Source organism: Streptomyces sp. NPDC020747 (genome assembly GCF_044334695.1).
Lineage (GTDB): Bacteria > Actinomycetota > Actinomycetes > Streptomycetales > Streptomycetaceae > Streptomyces.
Genome location: NZ_JBIRTJ010000005.1, coordinates 273621 through 293031 on the forward strand (window position 1 = coordinate 273621; position 19411 = coordinate 293031).

The 19411-nt window shown below is 69.6% G+C and carries 16 protein-coding genes and 1 tRNA gene; 5 read left to right on the top strand and 12 right to left on the bottom strand.

Annotation, left to right across the window (positions count from 1 at the left end; all coding sequences use genetic code 11):
• Positions 1 to 520: 520 nt before the first annotated feature.
• A complete protein-coding gene (locus tag ACH4YP_RS16410; protein ID WP_361059742.1) occupies positions 521 to 1576 on the top strand; it encodes a LacI family DNA-binding transcriptional regulator in 1056 nt (351 codons plus the stop codon).
• A 132-nt stretch (positions 1577 to 1708) separates the two neighbouring features.
• On the opposite strand, the gene ACH4YP_RS16415 is transcribed toward ACH4YP_RS16410, so the two are convergent.
• From ACH4YP_RS16415 to ACH4YP_RS16435, 5 genes are all read right to left on the bottom strand, one after another.
• Entirely contained in the window at positions 1709 to 2479 is a 771-nt protein-coding gene (locus ACH4YP_RS16415; RefSeq protein WP_398490950.1) for a hypothetical protein, read from the bottom strand.
• A 143-nt stretch (positions 2480 to 2622) separates the two neighbouring features.
• Positions 2623 to 2695, bottom strand: a tRNA-His gene (locus tag ACH4YP_RS16420).
• A gap of 94 nt (positions 2696 to 2789) precedes the next feature.
• Entirely contained in the window at positions 2790 to 3392 is a 603-nt protein-coding gene (orn, locus tag ACH4YP_RS16425) for an oligoribonuclease (RefSeq protein ID WP_361059715.1), read from the bottom strand.
• Between the two features lie 205 nt (positions 3393 to 3597).
• Positions 3598 to 4830, bottom strand: a complete 1233-nt coding sequence (locus ACH4YP_RS16430) for a helix-turn-helix domain-containing protein (RefSeq protein WP_361059712.1) — start codon at positions 4828 to 4830, stop codon at positions 3598 to 3600.
• A 377-nt stretch (positions 4831 to 5207) separates the two neighbouring features.
• Positions 5208 to 5591 (bottom strand): hypothetical protein, encoded by a 384-nt coding sequence (locus ACH4YP_RS16435; protein WP_398490951.1) that lies wholly within the window; start codon positions 5589 to 5591, stop codon positions 5208 to 5210.
• Positions 5592 to 6101: 510 nt separating this feature from the next.
• On the opposite strand from ACH4YP_RS16435, the gene ACH4YP_RS16440 reads away from it, so the two are divergent.
• Positions 6102 to 6626 carry a universal stress protein gene (locus ACH4YP_RS16440; RefSeq protein ID WP_055616056.1) on the top strand — a complete coding sequence of 175 codons (525 nt, stop codon included), beginning with the start codon at positions 6102 to 6104 and terminating at the stop codon, positions 6624 to 6626.
• Between the two features lie 213 nt (positions 6627 to 6839).
• Positions 6840 to 7409 (top strand): acetate uptake transporter, encoded by a 570-nt coding sequence (locus ACH4YP_RS16445; protein WP_398490952.1) that lies wholly within the window; start codon positions 6840 to 6842, stop codon positions 7407 to 7409.
• A gap of 111 nt (positions 7410 to 7520) precedes the next feature.
• On the opposite strand, the gene glmS is transcribed toward ACH4YP_RS16445, so the two are convergent.
• Together glmS and ACH4YP_RS16455 are read right to left on the bottom strand one after the other, a co-directional pair.
• On the bottom strand, positions 7521 to 9338 hold the full coding sequence (glmS, locus tag ACH4YP_RS16450; RefSeq protein WP_398490953.1) for a glutamine--fructose-6-phosphate transaminase (isomerizing): 1818 nt from the start codon (positions 9336 to 9338) through the stop codon (positions 7521 to 7523).
• Positions 9339 to 9452: 114 nt separating this feature from the next.
• Positions 9453 to 9710, bottom strand: coding sequence for a hypothetical protein (locus ACH4YP_RS16455; protein ID WP_143632453.1), 258 nt, complete (start codon positions 9708 to 9710; stop codon positions 9453 to 9455).
• A gap of 163 nt (positions 9711 to 9873) precedes the next feature.
• Between ACH4YP_RS16455 and ACH4YP_RS16460 the strand changes: the two genes are divergently transcribed.
• Positions 9874 to 11448, top strand: coding sequence for a purple acid phosphatase family protein (locus ACH4YP_RS16460; protein ID WP_398491076.1), 1575 nt, complete (start codon positions 9874 to 9876; stop codon positions 11446 to 11448).
• A 57-nt stretch (positions 11449 to 11505) separates the two neighbouring features.
• Here ACH4YP_RS16460 and ACH4YP_RS16465 read toward each other — a convergent pair whose 3' ends face one another.
• Positions 11506 to 12384, bottom strand: a complete 879-nt coding sequence (locus tag ACH4YP_RS16465) for a DUF4429 domain-containing protein (RefSeq protein ID WP_398490954.1) — start codon at positions 12382 to 12384, stop codon at positions 11506 to 11508.
• A 62-nt stretch (positions 12385 to 12446) separates the two neighbouring features.
• Between ACH4YP_RS16465 and ACH4YP_RS16470 the strand changes: the two genes are divergently transcribed.
• Positions 12447 to 14042, top strand: coding sequence for a beta-N-acetylhexosaminidase (locus tag ACH4YP_RS16470; RefSeq protein WP_361059697.1), 1596 nt, complete (start codon positions 12447 to 12449; stop codon positions 14040 to 14042).
• Between the two features lie 117 nt (positions 14043 to 14159).
• On the opposite strand, the gene ACH4YP_RS16475 is transcribed toward ACH4YP_RS16470, so the two are convergent.
• From ACH4YP_RS16475 to desA, 4 genes are read right to left on the bottom strand one after another with little or no spacing between them, the layout of a single operon-like run.
• Entirely contained in the window at positions 14160 to 15947 is a 1788-nt protein-coding gene (locus tag ACH4YP_RS16475; RefSeq protein ID WP_361059695.1) for an IucA/IucC family siderophore biosynthesis protein, read from the bottom strand.
• A complete protein-coding gene (locus ACH4YP_RS16480) occupies positions 15944 to 16519 on the bottom strand; it encodes a GNAT family N-acetyltransferase (protein WP_361059691.1) in 576 nt (191 codons plus the stop codon). Before ACH4YP_RS16480 ends, ACH4YP_RS16475 begins: the two co-directional genes overlap by 4 nt.
• The gene (locus tag ACH4YP_RS16485; protein ID WP_361059688.1) at positions 16516 to 17808 is read right to left on the bottom strand and encodes a SidA/IucD/PvdA family monooxygenase; all 1293 of its coding nucleotides are present in this window, start codon (positions 17806 to 17808) and stop codon (positions 16516 to 16518) included. Before ACH4YP_RS16485 ends, ACH4YP_RS16480 begins: the two co-directional genes overlap by 4 nt.
• Positions 17792 to 19258: a lysine decarboxylase DesA gene (desA, locus tag ACH4YP_RS16490; protein ID WP_361059685.1), complete on the bottom strand. Its 1467-nt coding sequence runs from the start codon at positions 19256 to 19258 to the stop codon at positions 17792 to 17794. Before desA ends, ACH4YP_RS16485 begins: the two co-directional genes overlap by 17 nt.
• Positions 19259 to 19411 lie beyond the last annotated feature (153 nt).

Here is a 19411-nt window from a genome sequence, read left to right on the forward strand (position 1 = left end):
CTCCGACGGTTTCGGGACGGCCTCGGGAAGGCTCCGGATCGGCGTCGGAGTGGGTTCGTCGCGGGTTCGTCGCGGGCGTGGTGCGGGCGTGGTGCGGCGCGTCGCGGACGCGGATCGTCGATGCGTTACGGATGTGTCGTGGACGCGGAGTGGCTTCGGGGCGGATGTCCGGGCAGGCCCTGGGACGACGGTCCGGATGCCGGTCCGGGCGGCGTTCCGAGTGCCGGTCCGGGTGGCGTCCGAGCGCTGGGCGGGCCTCGCGGCGGAGTACGAGGACGTGCGGCGGGTGAGCGAGGAGGTGCGGCCGGGGTGCTGAGCGAGTACGACCGGAGTGCCGGCCGGGGTGTCGGCCGAGGCGTTGGTCGGAGCGCCGACCGAGGCGTTGGCCGGAGCGCCGACCGGAGTGCCGGGGGAGTGCGGCCGGAGTGCGGAGGCTCCGACTCCGGGAGCCCGGTCCCGATCACGACTGTTACATTCCAGGCCAAGCACGGTGCGAGCCGTGCCGGACGGGAGGCGGACCATGGCAGTCCACGGAGCGCGTAGCCGGAGCGGCGGACGGCCGACCCTCGAAGAGGTCGCCGCGCGCGCCGGTGTGGGCCGCGGCACGGTCTCCCGCGTGATCAACGGTTCCCCGCGGGTCAGCGACGCCACCCGCGCGGCCGTCGAGGCGGCGGTCGCGGAGCTGGGATACGTACCCAACACGGCGGCCCGTGCCCTCGCCGCCAACCGTACGGACGCGATCGCCCTGGTCGTCCCCGAGCCCGAGACCCGCTTCTTCGCCGAGCCCTACTTCTCCGACATGCTGCGCGGAGTCGGCGCGGCGCTCTCCGACACCGAGCTGCAGCTCCTGCTGATCTTCGCGGGCAGCGACCGGGAGCGGCGCCGGCTGGCCCAGTACCTGGCGGCCCACCGGGTGGACGGGGTCCTGCTGGTCTCGGTCCACGCGGACGACCCGCTTCCCGACCTGCTGGCCCAGCTGGAGATCCCGGCGGTGATCAGCGGCCGGCGCTCGGCCGACGAGACGCTGCCGTCGGTGGACTCGGACAACTTCGGCGGCGGCCGGTTCGCCGTGGAACACCTGATCGCGCAGGGCCGGCAGACCATAGCCCACCTGGCGGGACGCCTCGACGTGTTCGGTGCCCAGCGCCGGGTCGACGGCTACCGCGCGGGCCTGCACGAGGCGGGGCGCGAGGTCGACGACCGCCTCATCGTCCCCGGTGACTTCACGGAGGAGGGCGGCCGCCGGGCGATGAAGGAGCTGCTCTCCGTCTGCCCGACCCTGGACGCGGTCTTCGCGGGCTCCGACGTGATGGCGGCCGGTGCCCGCCAGGTCCTGCGCGAGGCGGGCCGCCGCATACCCGACGACGTGGCCCTCGTCGGCTACGACGACTCGGCCATCGCCCGCCACATGGACCCGCCCCTGACGAGCGTGCGCCAGCCGATCGAGGACATGGGCCGCGCGATGCTCGACCTCCTGATCGACGAGATCGCGGACCGCCGCCCGGCGGTGTCCAAAGAGCTGGAGAGGCGACAGCTGGTTCTTCCTACGGAGCTGGTGGCGCGGGCTTCTTCGTAGGGGGAGGGCGGCGGCCCCTGGGCGGCGCGGGTCTCCGGGCGGCGCGGGTCCCCGAGCGGTGCCGGTTTCCGGTGGCGCGGGCCCGCCGGGTGGTTGCCGGCTCGCCGGTGGCGCAGGCCCCCGGGTGGTGCCCTACCGGGTGAGGGACCACACGGCCCAGGCGACCAGACCCGCGCCGACGAGCACCATCACGGCGGACACCGACGGAGGCAGCGGCTTCTGGGACCGCGACTTCGATCGCAACTGCGGCTGTGGCCGCAGCTGTGGTTGTGGCTGTTGTTGTGACGCGCCCGTGCCCGGCGGTCCGGCAGGGCCCGGCCGGCCGTACGCCCCCGTCTGTGTCGCGGGCGGTTGAAAGGGAGCCACCCGCGGGGGCCGGGCGTCCCAACTCCCGCTCTCGTACCGCTGTTCCAGCGTTCCCGCGGCCGACCGCCGCCACCGGACTCCCGCCGCGTCCGTGAACTCCACGACACCGAGGGCGGGTTGGGAGGGATGGGCGGGACCGTCGCTCGTGTCGCTCGTGGGCAGCAGGGCGCTGACGCTCTCCCCGGCGTGCAGCAGTCCGCCGGTGAGGCTCGTGGGGAGTGGCCGGCCGTCGTAGTGCAGAGCGATGTCCCTGACCGGCTGGTTGCTGCCGTTCGTCGCCTGAAGACTCCAGCCGACCCACTGCTCGGTCAGCGGCGACGGCCGGCTCCTCATCATCACCTGCACCAGGGAGGCCTGCACCACCTCCGCCTGCCGCTCGGCCTCCCTCGCGAGCTCCCGCTCCCGCTCCTCGACCTCCCGGGCCATGGCCGCCACCCGCACCGCCTCCCGCACGGAGTGCCGATGCCCGGCATAGCTCGTGACCAGCCCCGCCACCCCGACAACGACCCCGACCACTCCGACGACTGCCTCCAGCATGCTCGTAACTGTGGCGGGGGGCGGGAGGGACAGTCCAGTACCACCGGGGAATCCGATGGGTCCGGTGGCGGTGTTGTGCCGAGTGGTGCGGGAAACGCCTGAGGGCCGATCCGCTTTCACGGACCGGCCCTCAGGACCTCCAGGGTGAGTGACGGGACTTGAACCCGCGGCATCCTGGACCACAACCAGGTGCTCTACCAGCTGAGCTACACCCACCATGACCGGGCTGGTTCTCCGAGTGGTTCACCGACCGGCCGAGAAAAAGTGTACAGGGTCCGAAGGGGTGCTCGCGCCCGTGTTTCGGTGGGGGTTATCCCGCAGGTAGGACGTGCTTCGCGGCGATGGTGCGGGCCGTGTCCGAGTCGGGGCCGGGCTGCGGGACGAAGATCGCCTCGCGGTAGTAGCGGAGCTCCGCGATGGACTCGCGGATGTCGGCGAGCGCGCGGTGGTTGCCGTTCTTCTCCGGGCTGTTGAAGTACGCCCGGGGGTACCAGCGGCGGGCCAGCTCCTTGACGGAGGAGACGTCCACGATGCGGTAGTGGAGGTACTCCTCCAGGGTCGCCATGTCACGCAGGAGGAAGCCGCGGTCGGTGCCGACCGAGTTCCCGCACAGCGGGGCCTTGCCCGGTTCCTTGACGTGCTCACGGATGTAGGTGAGGACCTGCTCCTCCGCGTCCGCCAGGGTCGTGCCACCGGCCAGCTCGGAGAGGAGGCCGGAGGACGTGTGCATCTGGCGCACCACGTCCGGCATCGTCTCCAGCGAGGCGTCCGGCGGGCGGATCACGATGTCCACCCCCTCGCCGAGTACGTTCAGCTCAGAGTCGGTCACCAGCGCGGCCACCTCGATGAGCGCGTCGTCCGACAGCGAGAGACCGGTCATCTCGCAGTCGATCCACACCATGCGATCGTTCATGGGCTCACCCTACGGCCCGCTCCCGCGCCCGGGCAGGCCCGGGACCTCGGCAGTCGAGGCCGATGACGGACAAAAACCGCGCCGGCCCCGGATAAAGAACCACGTCGGCCCCCGACAGGAACCGAACCGACCCCCGGCAGGAACCGCGCCGGCCCCGGACCACAACGGTCCGGGGCCGGCGCGCAACGCTCTGAAGCTGCCGTGGCTAGGGCGCGCTCCGTTGTCCGGGCAGGCTCGCCCGGCCTCCCGCGTACATCTCCGCGCCGGTCCGTCCCTCGGTGGAGAGGGACGACGTCGCCGGGCCGACCGCGTGCGCGGCCGCCGTACGCCGGGTCTGCAGTGGCACGGGTGCCTCCTGCTGCACCGGTGGCGGTGGTGGCGCCCCGGAGCCGTCCGAGTCCGACTGCTGCTTCTCGCCCTGCGGTCGGCGGGCCCGGTAGGCGGCCCGGTACGCGGCGGGGGACGAACCGAGCTGTCGGCGGAAGTGGCCGCGCAGGGCCACCGGGGAGCGGAAGCCGCAACGGCCCGCCACCTCGTCCACCGAGTAGTCGGACGTCTCCAGGAGCCGCTGCGCCTGGAGCACCCGCTGCGTGATCAGCCACTGCAGGGGAGCGCTCCCGGTGAGCGAGCGGAACCGGCGGTCGAACGTACGCCTGCTCATGTACGCGCGTGCCGCCAGCGTCTCCACGTCGAACTGTTCGTGGAGGTGCTCCAGTGCCCAGGCGACGACCTCCGCGAGCGGGTCGGCGCCGATCTCCTCTGGTAAAGACCGATCGAGATAGCGCTCCTGACCGCCGCTGCGCCGGGGCGGGACCACCAGACGGCGGGCCAGCGCTCCGGCCGCCTCGTTCCCGTGGTCCGTCCGCACTATGTGCAGACAGAGGTCGATCCCGGCCGCCGTGCCCGCCGACGTCAGTACGTCGCCGTCGTCCACGAACAGCTCGCGGGGATCGACGTGCACCGACGGATAGCGCTTGGCCAGCGTCGGCGCGTACATCCAGTGTGTCGTCGCGGGACGGCCGTCCAGCAGGCCGGCCGCCGCGAGTACGAAGGCGCCGGTGCACAGCCCGACTATGCGGGCACCCTCCTCATGGGCCCGGCGCAGTGCGTCGAGCGCCTCCTCCGGTGGTGGTGAGGTGATCGACCGCCAGGCCGGCACGACGACCGTGCCTGCCCGGGAGATCGCCTCCAGCCCATTGGGCGCGGTGAGTTCCAGGCCTCCTGTGGTCCGCAGTGGGCCTTCCTCGCCGGCGCACACCAGTAGTCGGTAGCGCGGCACGCCGGCGTCCTGGCGGTCAATCCCGAACACCGACAGCGGTATGGAACTCTCAAAGATGGGGCCGCCGCTGAACAGCAGCACCGCGACGATCTCCTTGCGGCGTCGCCCGGAAAGTTTCCGGGCCGCGGCTTCCGGCGCGGCAGTGGAGTCGTGGCTCATACTGCTAAGCCCCCCTCGGTGGTCGCGGCTCCTCGGTTGTGTCGCTCCTGCACGTTTCCCCTCGGTCCTGCACGAGTCCCCCGCCGTAAGACGTCAAGATCGAATCTACTGTGTCCCGTGGTGCCGAGGTGGCCAGTTCAGCACTCGGCAGATTGTCGACATGGCAACTTGGCGTGAAGCATTCGATCACGAAGCGTTGCACTCGTGGGCCGTGCAGGGAAGTGCGCCTTGCTCGCGTGGCCGGTCCCAGTAGGGTGCGGGCACCCTACTGGACCCTTTCAGCGCAGGTCGAACGGGGGTTGGGGGCCTGGTCGGCCAAGGGGTGTGCGGTGTCCAGAAGTTGGCTGAAAAGCAACGGGCCCGTGCGCGGAAACCGGTCAGTCAACCGGCGTATTTCCACCGGCATGCCGACCGCCCCGGTGCGCACCCGCGCCGACCCTGCCGCGGCGCTCATGATGCGCTCCCGGTTCCCCGCCGCGGAGCTCGTGACGCGGCGCCGGTTCCTCCGCGCGCAGCCGTGCCGCGCCCCGCTCGGACCGGCGCAGCAGCACCCGGCACGTCCCCGTCACCGCGGCCAGACCGAGGGCCGTACCGGCGGCGCCCGCCAGCGAGGCCCCGTACCCGACGAGGACGACCGGAACCAGGACGCAGCTGAAGGCCGCCCAGCGGACCACGTCGCTCACCGTGTCCTGGGTGGCGGCGGTCCGGGCGGCGGGTGTCCTGGAGGGGGGCTGGGGCGCGGTCGAGGGTCGTCCGGACACGGTGGGGCTCCCTGGGGCGGTGGCTTACAGGGGTTCAACGCGTGTTCGACCGGGCGGTCACGGGGAGTTTCCCCGGGGCCCAGGGAAACTCCGGATGCCGTACCGGCGCCCTGTGTCTTGTCCATCGGGGCCCTGCGTGTTGTCCGCGGGTGAGTGGAGGCCGCCCGCGGACGCCTGGGGGCCGGCCGCGCCCACGCGGCGGAGCCGAGTATCGATCAGCCCCGCGCCCCTGGAACACCGCTCCCGGCCACCCCGGCGGCCTGAATACCCGCCCTGGGGCTTTCTGGCTGGGTGAACGCCGTGCAAACCGCCTGTACGGGGCAGCAACCATTGCGTTACGGGCGTTCTCTCGTGCATGCTCCCTGGAACCCTCCCGCGGCGAGAGCGGGATCTGGGCAGAGGAGGCGTGCCGCCGTACCCTTGGGGGTATGGGGTTGGGAAGATGATTCCCGGACACAGCTCCGTAGCACCTGTCGTCCCACCCACGAGGATCCGAACGCCGAGACACTCATGGCCGGTCACGAATTCGAACCCGCGGACCGCAAGCGCCCCGTCGCCGATCCCACGGCGGCCGAGCCCTTGGCGGCGGAAGAACCACGTCAGTCCTGCGATCCCGCCTTCAAGCACGGGGTCGTCGTCGGCTTCGACGGATCGACGTCCAGCGAGCGCGCCCTCGCGTACGCGATCGGCATGGCCTGCCGCTCGGGCTCGGGCCTGATCATCGTCCACGTCGCCAACCGGCTGCCCACCACGGTGTGGGCGGGCTGCGAGCCCCCGGTCTTCGTGGACGTCCCCGATCACCGCACCGAGGTGCTCGGGCTCGAACTCGCCTGTGCGGAGTATCTGGCCGAGGTCCCCTGGATCCTCGTCGAGCGCGGCGGCGACATCTGCCACGAACTCGAAGAGGTGGGGCGGGAGTACGAGGCGGACGCGATCGTCGTCGGATCGACCCACGGCATCGTCGGACGCATCTTCGGCTCCGTCGCCGGCCGGCTCGCGAAGCGTGCGCAGCGACCGGTGGTCGTCATCCCCTGAACGGCCTCCGGCCGTCCCCGGACCGGCCTTTGATCGAACGCCTTCGGTGTTGTCGTTTCGCAACTCGGCGTTGTCCCAGGTGAGATGAGCCGTGGGAGAGGTCAACTTCCTTTACGTGTCGGGTAAATCTACTCGCGCGTAGATGTGTTTGTGCGCTTGTGAAGGGCATATACCGGTCACCGCACGACAGCACATGCACGAAGGGAGCCCGCCGTGGACAATGACGTCTCCGCGGGAAGCACCACCTGGACCCTCGGCCACCTCGCACTCGGACTCACCCTGCTGGCCTTCGGCCTCGGTCACACCGAAGTGATCGACGGCGTCACGGCAGCCGACTCCGTCTCTCTCGCCACCTATGTCGGTGGCATCGCGCTCTTCGTCGCCGGTCTCATGGCCTTCCGCGACCGCGACACGTTCACGGGTACGGCCTTCGCCGGGCTCGGGGCGTTCTGGTTCACCTGGGGCGTCGGAGCCGACGCGCAGGTCTCCGACAACGCGGCGGGGCTGTTCCTGCTGCTCTTCGCACTGGTCGCGCTGAGTCTGACGCTGGGTGCGTCCGCCTCGGAGCCGCTCACCAGGGGTGCGTACGGGCTGTTGTCCGTGGCGATGGTGTTGCTCGCCGTCGCGCAGTTCGGTGACTCCGCGGGGCTCGCCAAGGTGGGCGGGTGGTTCGCGGTGGTCGGCGGGCTGGCCGCCTGGTATGCCGCGACCGCGGCGCTGGCTCACTGGCCTACGGCCATGCCGCGTCGTGCTGCCGGCCGGGGCGTGACGGCAACCGGCTAACTGGCAGCCTGCCGGGGTTTTGGGCGGCCCCGGCGATGAGAACGGACCCCCGCGTGTCCGGTGGCAACACGTGGGGGTCCGTTCCGTTTGTCCGTCCTCTGCGGGCGGGTGCTACTCCACCGTGACCGACTTCGCCAGGTTCCTCGGCTTGTCGATGTCCCTGCCCAGGGCCAAGGCCGTGTGGTAGGCGAGGAGTTGGAGGGGGATGCCCATCAGGATGGGGTCCAGTTCGTCCTCGTTCTTCGGGACGACGATGGTCTGGTCGGCCTTCTCCTGGCACTCGTGGGCCACGGCGAGGATCTTGCCGCTGCGGGCCTTGATCTCCTCCAGGGCCGCGCGGTTCTTCTCCAGGAGGTCGTCGTTCGGGACGATCGCGACGGTCGGCAGCGCGGGCTCGATCAGCGCGAGCGGGCCGTGCTTCAACTCCGAGGCGGGGTAGGCCTCGGCGTGGATGTACGAGACCTCCTTCAGCTTCAGCGAGGCCTCACGGGCCACCGGATAGCCGCGGACCCGGCCGATGAAGAGCATCGAGCGCGCCTCGGCGTACTGCTCGGCGAGCTTCTTGATCTCGTCCTCCTGGTCGAGGATCTCCGTGATCTGGCCGGGCAGCTTGCGCAGGCCCTCGATGATCCGCTTGCCGTCGGAGACCGACAGGTCACGGGTGCGGCCCAGGTGCAGCGCGAGCAGCGCGAAGGCGACCGTGGTGTTGGTGAAGCACTTGGTGGAGACCACGCACACCTCGGGGCCCGCGTGCACGTACATGCCGCCGTCGGCCTCGCGGGCGATGGCCGAACCGACCACGTTCACGATGCCCAGGACCCGCGCGCCCTTGCGCTTCAGCTCCTGCACGGCGGCCAGCACGTCGTACGTCTCACCGGACTGGGACACCGCCACGTACAGCGTGTCGGGGTCGACGACCGCGTTGCGGTAGCGGAACTCCGAGGCGGGCTCGGCGTCCGCGGGGATACGGGCCAGCTCCTCTATCATCTGGGCGCCGATCATGCCCGCGTGGTACGAGGTGCCGCAGCCGAGGATCTTCACGCGGCGGATCTGGCGCGCTTCGCGGGCGTCCAGGTTCAGGCCGCCCAGGTGCACGGTCGAGAACCGGTCGTCGATCCGGCCGCGCAGCACGCGGTCCACGGCGTCGGCCTGCTCGTGGATCTCCTTGTGCATGTACGTGTTGTGGCCGCCCATGTCGTACGAGGCGGCCTCCCACTCCACGGTGGTCGGCTCGGCCGTGGTGCGCGTGCCCTCGGTCGTGTACGTACGGAAGTCGTCGGCCTTCAGCGTCGCCATCTCGCCGTCGTCGAGGGTGACGATCTGACGGGTGTGCGTGACGAGCGCGGCGATGTCCGAGGCGACGAACATCTCCTTCTCGCCGATGCCGAGGACGACCGGGGAGCCGTTGCGGGCCACCACGATGCGGTCCGGGAAGTCGGCGTGCATGACGGCGATGCCGTACGTGCCCTCGACGACCCGGAGGGTCTCGCGGACCTTGTCCTCCAGCTTCTCGGCCTGCGAGCGGGCGATCAGGTGGGTGAGGACCTCGGTGTCGGTCTCGGAGAGGAACTCGATGCCGTCGGCCTCAAGCTTCTTCCGCAGGTCGGAGGCGTTGTCGATGATGCCGTTGTGGACGACGGCGACCTTGTTGTCGGCCGACATGTGCGGGTGCGCGTTCTCGTCGGAGGGGGCGCCGTGGGTGGCCCAGCGGGTGTGGGCGATGCCCGTGGTGCCGGCGAAGCGCTTGGGGACGCGGGCCTCCAGGTCGCGGACGCGGCCCTTGGCCTTGACCATCTTGAGGCCGGCCGTCTTCGGAGACGTCACGACGATGCCCGCCGAGTCGTAGCCGCGGTACTCGAGGCGCTGCAGGCCTTCGAGGAGGAGCGGTGCCACATCACGCCTGCCGATGTATCCCACGATTCCGCACATACGTTCTTCGGTTCCCCTCTGTCGGCCGGCCGCGCCGAAGCGGCTCCGTCGTGACCGGCTCTGTCGTTCTGTTCGGCTCTGTCGTGCTGTCGTGCTGTAGGTCTCGTTCGGCCGTCAGCCGTAGACGATGCGGCGCAGCTGTCTGAGTGTGAGCTCGGGCGGTGCGACCGCGCGGTACTTCAGGTCCGCCGCGATCCGTTCGAAGATCGTCGAGTTCACCAGTCCCTGAGCCTGGAGCTCGCGATGGCGGCGACGGACGTAGTCGTCGGTCGCCTCGTCGAAGTAGGCGAGGACGTCCTGGACCACCCGCAGTGCTTCGCCCCGGCTGAGGGGCGAGGAGCGCGTCAGATGATCAACAAGTTCGTCGTGCACCCGTCGATCCTGAGGTAAAGCGCTGGCAATCGCAAGAATCCTGCCCGATTTCGGGCAGGGGGCTGTTGAAACTCTTATGGGGGGCTGTTAGCGGCCTGTTCATCCTGTGGCCCGCGGTGCGATGGTTGCCAGGAGCACCTTTTCGGCCATGGACACTCCACGCATGGGCGTACCGGAGAAGCTCGCCGCGCGCATGAGCATGGCCGAGCAGCACGAATACCTTCGCGCCAGATTCTCGCGGCGCACGATGATCAGGGGCGGCGCGGTCACGCTGGGCGCCGTCGCGGGCGGTGCGTTCGTCCCGGGCGCCGTCGCCCAGGCCGCGACGCGGACCTCCGTACCGACGCAGACGTACACCACCGCCGAGAAGGCCGACGGCGCGCTCGTCGCCCCCTTCGGCCGCCACCTCGCCTGGGGCAACGACCCCCGTACGGAGATCACCGTCTCCTGGCAGGTCCCGGTCGAGGTGAAGAGGCCCTTCGTCCGCATCGGCGCCCACCCCTGGGACCTCTCCCACAGGATCGACGCCGAGGTCCGCACCCTCTTCACCCCGGCCGGCGTCGGCGCGAGCGGCAACCACACCCAGTACTACGTGCATGCCAAGCTCACCCACCTGCGGCCCGGCAAGACGTACTACTACGGAGTCGGCCACGCGGGCTTCGACCCGGCCGAGGCGCACCTGCTGGGCACGCTCGGCACCTTCACCACCGCCCCCGCGCACAAGGAGCCCTTCACCTTCACCGCCTTCGGCGACGAGGGCGTCGGTTACCACGGCCTCGCCAACAACAGCCTGTTGCTCGGTCAGAATCCGGCCTTCCACCTGCACGCGGGCGACATCGCGTACGCCGACCCGTCCGGTTCCGGCCAGTCCTCCGACACCGGTTTCGACTCGCGTGTCTGGGACCAGTTCCTCGCGCAGACCGAGTCGGTCGCCAAGTCCGTGCCCTGGATGCCCGCCTACGGCAACCACGACATGGAGGCCTGGTACTCGCCCAACGGCTACGGCGGCGAGGACGCCCGCTGGAACCTTCCCGACAACGGCCCCGACAAGAAGAACCTGCCGGGCGTCTACTCCTTCGTCTACGGCAACACGGCGGTCATCTCGCTCGACGCCAACGACATCTCCTTCGAGATCCCGGCCAACCTCGGCATCTCCGGCGGTACGCAGACCAAGTGGCTGGAGGCGCAGCTCAAGAAGTTCCGCGCGTCCAAGGACGTCGACTTCGTCGTGATCTTCTTCCACCACTGCGCCTACTGCACTTCCACCTCGCACGCCTCGGAGGGGGGCGTGCGCCAGGAGTGGGTGCCGCTGTTCGAGAAGTACACGGTCGACCTGGTCATCAACGGCCACAACCACCAGTACGAGCGCACGGACGTCATCAAGGCGGGCAAGGTCGCCAAGAAGCTTCCGATCGGCGGTACGGCGTATCCCGAGACGGACGGTGTGGTGTACGTGACGGCCGGTGCGGCCGGTCGCAGCCTGTACGGGTTCACCGCGCCGCTGTCCTACGAGGGCCACGAGAACGAGGTCGAGTCGGTGGCGTCCTTCATCAACACCAAGGACGGCAAGGTCAACGAGACGGTCGCCTGGTCCCGGGTGCGGTATCTCGACTACTCGTTCCTGCGGGTGGATGTGACGCCGGCGTCGAAGGGGCGCACCGCCACGCTGAAGGTGCGGGGGATCGCTGAGACGGGGGAGGAGGTCGACCACTTCACTGTGGCGCGGCGGGTTCGGTAAAGGCCCCCGCACCCCTGAAGAAGGCGCCTCCTCCGGGGGGCGCCTTCCCTCGAAGCCCTACATGCCCCTCAGCACCGCCTGCTTGGCCAGTGTGAACTCCTCGTCCGTCAGGACGCCGGACTTGTGGAGGTCGCCGAGTTCGCGGAGGCGGCGCAGGAGGGCGTCGTGGTCGGCCTCCGGGGGTGGCTCCGGGGCGGGGGCGAGTTGCTTGGGCCGGGTGTCCGTGGGGGACGGGGCCGACGGGTGCGGGAGGCGGGCCTGTACCGCCGCCGCGACCAGGGCCATCAGCGGGTCCTTCTTGAAGCCCCACAGGTCGACGGAGTTGGGGTCGTACTTCGGCGGGGCCTTCGTGGGCGCGCCCCGGACCGTGAAGCGCAGGAAGCCGTTCTCCAGGCCGACCGCGGGATGCCACTCCACGGACTGGATGTCGGCCAGGGCGAGCGTGCGGGCGCCGGCCGCCGACTTGGCCTCCTCCGTCTTCCAGTTCCACTCCAGGCGGATGTTCTCCCCGTCGAAGCTCGCGGTGCCGTCGCCCGCGGAGACCGACAGGGGCACCGCGGGCCCCGGCAGCAGATAGCGGTCGACGGCGGTGGCGGGCACCTCGTCCAGGAGCAGCGCGTTGCGGATCTCGTCGACGAAGTACTCGGCGACGCCGTAGCGGTCCGACTCGACGGTCATCTGGTAGGGGTCGGAGGAGTCCGTGAGTCTGCCGCCGGTCGCGTGCAGCAGCGGGTCGGCGCCGTCGCGCAGCCGGAGCCTGAGCCGCCCGGACTTCTTGCCCTGCTCGAACGAGATCCCCGCCAACGCGCCCAGTGGGACGGCGAGTTCGCCCAACGTCTTGCGCAGCAGGCCCACGTTCTTGTCACGGCCTGGCACGAGCCGCAGGGCGTCGCCGTCGAAGGTCCACGTGCCGTCCCGTTGGATGATTTCCGCCATGAGGGGGATTGTTTCACCGGCTGTGCGGGAGAGTGGTCTATACCCATTCGAAGGGAGCGCATGTGAGACAGCACAGAACGCCCCGACTCCTCGGTACGCTGCTGCTCGTGGTGGCCGCAGGTATCTCCGTCGCCGGCGCGGCACCGCCCGCCGCCGGCCGAACCGCTACTCCGCTCGGCCAGGTGATCCCGGCCCCCGCCTCTGTCGACGCGGGCGGATCCCCGTACCGGATCACCAGCGGTACGCGCATTCGCGTGGACGACTCGCGGGAGGGCCGCCGTATCGGCTCGTATCTCGCCGATGTCCTGCGGCCCTCGACCGGCTATCGGCTGCCGGTCACGGACGACGGCGGGCGTGACGGCATCCGGCTCAAGCTCAGCCGCAAGGACTCCGCGCTCGGGGCGGAGGGCTATCGGCTGCAGAGCGGCAAGGGAGCCGTCACCATCACGGCCCGGGAGCCCGCCGGGCTCTTCCACGGTGTGCAGACCCTGCGCCAGTTGCTCCCGGCCGCGGTCGAGAAGGACTCCGTGCAGCCCGGACCCTGGGCGGTCGCCGGCGGCACCATCACCGACACGCCCCGCTACGGCTACCGCGGCGCGATGCTGGACGTCTCCCGGCACTTCTTCGGCGTCGATCAAGTCAAGCGCTACATCGACCAGTTGGCGCTCTACAAGGTCAACACACTGCACCTCCACCTCAGCGACGACCAGGGCTGGCGGATCGCGATCGACTCCTGGCCGCGGCTCGCCTCGTACGGCGGGTCCACGCAGGTCGGCGGCGGAACGGGCGGCCACTACACGAAGGCCCAGTACAAGGAGATCGTCCGGTACGCCTCCTCGCGCTTCCTCGAAGTCGTGCCCGAGATCGACATGCCCGGCCACACCAACGCGGCGCTCGCTTCGTACGCCGAGCTGAACTGCGACGGGGTCGCGCCGCCGCTCTACACCGGCACCGAGGTCGGCTTCAGCTCGCTGTGCGTCGGCAAGCCGGTGACGTACGACTTCGTGGACGACGTGATCCGTGAGCTGGCCGCGATCACGCCCGGCAGGTACATCCACATCGGGGGCGACGAGGCGCACTCGACGCCCCACGAGGACTTCGTGGAGTTCATGACCAAGGTGCAGCCGGTCGTCGCCAAGTACGGGAAGACCGTGATGGGTTGGCACCAGCTGACCGGGGCGACCCCCGCCAAGGGCGCGCTGGCCCAGTACTGGGGTCTGGACGACACGAGCGCCGCCGAGAAGGAGCAGGTCGCGGCGGCCGCGCGGAACGGGACCGGGCTGGTCCTGTCGCCCGCCGACCGGGTGTACCTCGACATGAAGTACACCGCGGACACCCCGCTCGGCCTCGACTGGGCCGGCCTGGTGGAGGTCAAGCGGTCCTACGACTGGGATCCCGGCAACTACCTTGCGGGCGTGCCCGGTTCGGCGGTCCGGGGTGTCGAGGCGCCGCTGTGGACGGAGACCCTCGCCACCTCGGCGAACCTCGACTACATGGCGTTCCCGCGGCTGCCCGGGGTGGCCGAGCTCGGCTGGTCGCCCGCGGCCACGCATGACTGGGACACGTACAAGGTGCGGCTCGCGGCACAGGCGCCGCGGTGGGACGCGATGGGGACCGGCTACTACCGGTCGCCGCAAGTCCCCTGGCCCGCCGAGTAGTTGACGTCCGGCATGTTGGAGTGCGACAGGTGAACACGGCGGCGGGCGCCCCCTGGGACCGTTCTGGGGGACGCCCGCCTGCTTGTGGGAGCTGTCAGCCGGTGAGTAGGCCGGTGCTTACAGCTCGGCGATGGGGTTCTTCAGGTTCCCGACGAGCTGGAGTGCTCCGGCGGGATCGGCGAGATCCACCATCTGCTCGTTGTCGCGCAGCTGGAGACGGTTGAGGCAGGACAGCGAGAACTCGGGCGCGAACATGTCGTACTGCTTGAACTTGTCCGCGAGTTCGGGTGTGGCCGCCTGGTACTCGCGTACGCAGTCGGCGACCGTCCGCCAGAAGTCGTCCTCCTCCAGGACGCCCTCGCCCGCCAGGTTCGCGGCGAGGAAGCGGAAGAAGCAGTCGAAGACGTCCGTGAAGATCGACAGGAGTTTTTTCTCCTCGGGGACATCGACGCGCAGCCGCTCGACCGTCGGCGGCAGCACCGCGTCCGGGTCCATGACAGCGATCTCCTCGGCGATGTCCTTGTAGATCGCCCGCTCCACGACCCCGTCCTTGAGCACGAGGATGACGTTCTCGCCGTGCGGCATGAACACCAGGTCGTAGGCATAGAAGCTGTGCAGCAGCGGGGTGAGGTAGGCCCGCAGATAGCGGCGCAGCCACTCCACCGGCGTCAGCCCCGAGCGCTCGATCAGGGTGGCCGCGATCGACGCGCCCTCGTGGTCGACGTGCAGGAGTGAGGCCATGGTGGCGAGCGACTCGCCGTCCCGGAGCGAGGAGACCGGGCTCTCGCGCCACAGGGCGGCGAGCATCTTCCGGTACGGGGAGTAGCGGTCGGTGGCGGCCTCGTACTCCAGGTGCCGGTAGCCGACGGCCGCCCGCTCGCGGATGATCGACAGGCCCGTCGACTTCAACACCGGGTCGTTGTCGATGAGTTGGGCGAGCCAGTCGTTGATGGCCGGGGTCGCCTCCATGTAGGCGGCGGAAAGGCCGCGCATGAAGCCCATGTTGATGACCGACAGGGCGGTCTTCACATAGTGCTTCTCGGGGGCGCTCCTGTTGAAGAACGTCCGGATCGACTGCTGGGCCAGGTACTCGTCGTCGCCCTCGCCCAGACACACCAGGCGCTGCTGGGCGACCTCGGCGGCGAAGGTGACCGTGAGCTTGTTCCACCACTGCCAGGGGTGGACCGGGATGAACAGGAAGTCCGCCGGGTCCAACTCCTGGGCGCGCAGGCGGTCGTCGAACCGCGCGACGGTCTCCTCGCCCAGCTCGTCGCGCAGGAACGACTCGTACTCGATGCCCACGCCCGCCGTGAACGCGGCCCGCGAGCGGTGCGCGGCCAGCCAGACCAGCCGTACGGGGCTGGCCGTCTCCGGCGCGTACGAGAGGTACTCGTGGACCCCGAAGCCCAGCCGCCCGTTGTTGGCGACGAAGCAGGGGTGGCCCTCCGTCATGCCCGTCTCGATCTCCTGGAAGCCGCTTTTCGCGAGCTCGGCGGAGGTGAGCTGTGGCTTGGTGAGCTTGTAGCAGGTGCCGGCCAGGGTGGAGGAGATCTCCTCCAGGTAGACCGGGAGCACCTCGTCGCTCAGACCGAGCGTGCCCTTCAGCTCGACGAAGAAGTCCAGGGCGTGCAGGGGGAGTTCGCCGCCGTCGCGGTGCCTGGTGATCGACTCGGCGTCGACCTGCCAGTGGTCGAGGGCGCGGCGGGTGGCGGTGAACCGGTAGCGGGTCAGCCCGTCGTCACTGCGGATGGCGTACGCACCCTTCTTGCCCTCCTTGCCCTCGATCGGTTCCGGCGTGATCAGCCGTTCGTGGGCGAACTCGGCGAGGGCCTTGCGGATGAGGAGGCGGTTGGCCCGCGCCCAGCGGTGGGGGGACAGATGTGCCACGGCGTCGGACAGGGTCACAGGGAAACTCCTCGGGTGGCCGGACTGCGCCGATTCAAGAAGCGCTCGCGCGTGCAGAAGGAGAGCAGCGCGCGCTTCTCCGGCTTGTCGATCTCGCGCGCCGGGACGAAGCCGACGGCCTCGTTCAGCGCGTGCACTGCCTTGTTGGTGACATCCGGCTCGACGACGACCCGCCGGGTGCGCGGGTCGGCGAACAGCTCGTCCATCACCGCGGTGATGACGGCCCTGGTGAAGCCGTGCACGGGCCGGTCGGTGGGGGCGACCAGGAAGTGCATGCCGACGTCACCGGGCTCGGGCTCGTACAGCCCGACCAGCTCGATGTACCGGGGGTCGTACTTCTCCATCAGGAACGCGGGCCGGCCGTCGTGGAACCCGAGATACGCGTGATGGTGCTCGTTGGCCGCGACGGCCATGTACTCCCGCTCGACGTCCTGGAGCTTGGCGTTCTGCATCATCCAGAAGGCGGCCTTGGGATGCGTCACCCAGGAGTGCAGCAGCTCGGCGTCCTTGAGGGGGTCGAGGGGGCGCAGGCTCAGGGCGCCCACGGTGTTGCCGGTTCCGGCGGCGCTCATACCGCGAACTCCTGGAAGGCGATGGACTTCTCCACCGGGTAGTACTCGGTGCCGAGCAGCTCCCGGATGATGTAGGCGTTGCGGTACGCGCCCATGCCGAGGTCCGGTGAGGTGATCGAGTGGGTGTGGACGCCGGCGTTCTGCAGGAAGATGCCCCGGCCGGTCGTGTCGATGGCGTAGTTGCGGGCCACGTCGTGGTTGCCCTGCCCGTCGTAGACGATGCGGTCGCGGACGGGCCTGAGGAACTCGGGCTCCACGTACTTGTAACCGGTCGCCAGGACCAGGCCCTCGGAGTGCAGCTCGTAGTCCTTGCCCTGCTCCTCCTGGCGCAGGCCCAGGGTGTACGTGCCGGACTCGTAACTCGCCGTGCTGAGGGCGGAGTTGGTGAGCAGGCGGGTGGGGACCGGGCCGCCGAGGTTCTTCTGGTAGAGCAGGTCGAAGATCGAGTCGATCAGCTCGCCGTCGATGCCCTTGAACAGGCCCTTCTGGTCCGTCCGGAGGCGGTAGCGGGTCCCCTCGGGCAGCGCGTGGAAGTAGTCGATGTACTCCGGGGAGGTCATCTCCAGCGTCAGCTTGGTGTATTCGAGCGGGAAGAAGCGCGGCGAGCGCGTGACCCAGTTCAGCCGGTAGCCGTGGACGTCGATCTCGCTCAGCAGGTCGTAGTAGATCTCGGCGGCGGACTGCCCGCTGCCGACGAGCGTGATCGACTTCTTGGCCTGCAGCGCCTGCTTGTGCTGCCGGTAGCGGGAGTTGTGGATGAAGTCCCCGCCGAGTCCGGCGCAGGCTTCCGGTACGTACGGGGGAGTGCCGGTGCCCAGGACGAGGCGCCGGGCGCGGAACTCGGCACCGGCCGTCGTGCGGACGACGTACACGTCATCGGCGTACGTCACCTCCGCGACCGTCGTGCTGAAACGGACGCCGGTCAGTTTCGAGGCGGCCCAGCGGCAGTAGTCGTCGTACTCGACGCGCAGCGGGTAGAAGTTCTCGCGGATGTAGAACGAGTACAGACGGCCCGATTCCTTCAGGTAGTTGAGGAAGGAGTACGGGGACGTCGGGTCGGCCAGGGTGACCAGGTCCGACATGAACGGGGTCTGGAGGTGTGCGCCCTCCAGGAACATCCCGGAGTGCCACTCGAAGTCCGGCTTGGACTCCAGGAAGACACCGTCGAGTTCGTCGATCGGCTCGGTGAGGCAGGCGAGGCCGAGGTTGAAGGGGCCGAGCCCGATGCCGATGAAGTCGTGGATCTTCCCGGCGAATCCAGGAAGCGCGGAGTCAGGAAGCGCGGTCAAGGGACTCTCCCAGGTACTGCTCGGCGTGGCCGGCGATCAGGTCGAGTACGGCGGAGATGTCGTCCGTCGTGGTCTCGGGGTTGAGCAGGGTGAACTTGAGGAAGTGGCGGCCACCGACCTTCGTACCCGCGACCACCGCGTCGCCGGAGGCGAACAGGGCCTTGCGGGCGTACAGGTTGGCGCGGTCGATCTCGGCCGGGTCGGTGACGGCCGCCGGGATGTAGCGGAAGACGAGGGTGGAGAGCGACGGCTCGACCACGACGTCGTAGCGCGGGTCGGCGGCGATCAGCCTCCAGCCCTCCTCGGCCAGTTCGCAGACCTCGTCGAAGAGCTGGCCGATGCCGTCGGCGCCCATCACGCGCAGCGTCATCCACAGCTTGAGGGCGTCGAAGCGGCGGGTGGTCTGCAGGGACTTGTCGACCTGGTTGGGGATGCGCTCCTGCACCATGCGACGCGGGTTGAGGTACTCCGCGTGGTAGGTCGCGTGGCGCAGGGTGGCCGCGTCGCGGACCAGCACGGCGGACGAACTCACCGGCTGGAAGAAGGACTTGTGGTAGTCCACGGTCACCGAGTCGGCGCGCTCGATGCCGTCGATGCGGTGCCGGTTCTTCAGGGACGCGAGCAGTCCGCAACCGTACGCGGCGTCGACGTGCATCCAGGCACCGAACTGCTCGCACAGCTCGGCGATCTCGGGCAGCGGATCGATGGAGCCGAAGTCGGTGGTGCCGGCGGTCGCGACGACGGCCATCGGGACCAGGCCGTCGCGCCTGCAGCGCTCCAGCTCGCGGGCGAGCGCGACCGTCTGCATGCGCTTGTCGTTGCCGACGGGGATCGAGACCACGGAGTCCTGGCCGAGGCCGAGGAGTTTCGCCGACTTCTTGACGCTGAAGTGGCTCACCTCGGAGGCGAAGATCCGCAGTTTGGCGTGCGAGGCAGACGCTTCCCACCCTGCCCGCCCTGGTTTGGCCTCCTCGCGGGCCAGCAGCAGCGCCTGGAGGTTGGACTGCGAGCCGCCGGAGGTGAACACGCCGTCGGCGGCGGGCCCGAACCCGATGCGGTCGTTGGTCCAGTCGATCAGCTTGCGCTCGATGAGGGTGCCGCCGGCCGACTGGTCCCAGGTGTCCAGGGAGGAGTTGACGGCGGAGAGGACCGCCTCGCCGAGCACGGCGGGTATGACCACCGGGCAGTTGAGGTGCGCGAGGTAGCGGGGGTGGTGGAAGTAGACGGCGTCCCGGAGGTAGACGTCCTCCAGCTCGTCGAGCACCGCGGTCGTGTCGTGCAGCGGCTTGTCGAGGTCGATCCGCTCGATCCGGGGCGCGAGGGCGTCGACCGTGACGCCGGTGAACGGACGGTCGGTGGTGGCGAGTTTGGCCGCCACCCGCTCTATTCCTTCGGTCACGGAGCGGCGGTACCGCTCCGCGGTCGTGTCGTTGAGCAGGTGCGAGCGCATGGGGGAGTCCTCCGGGGACAGGAGAGAAACGGGCGCGTAAGAGCTGTGGGGGGCGGCGCTTAACTTAGGTAAGCCTAACCTAAGTTCCTATGGGTGTCTGCCCCACCCGTAACGCTGTGGGCTTTGCCTCTCTCCCGTCACATCTCTCGTCCT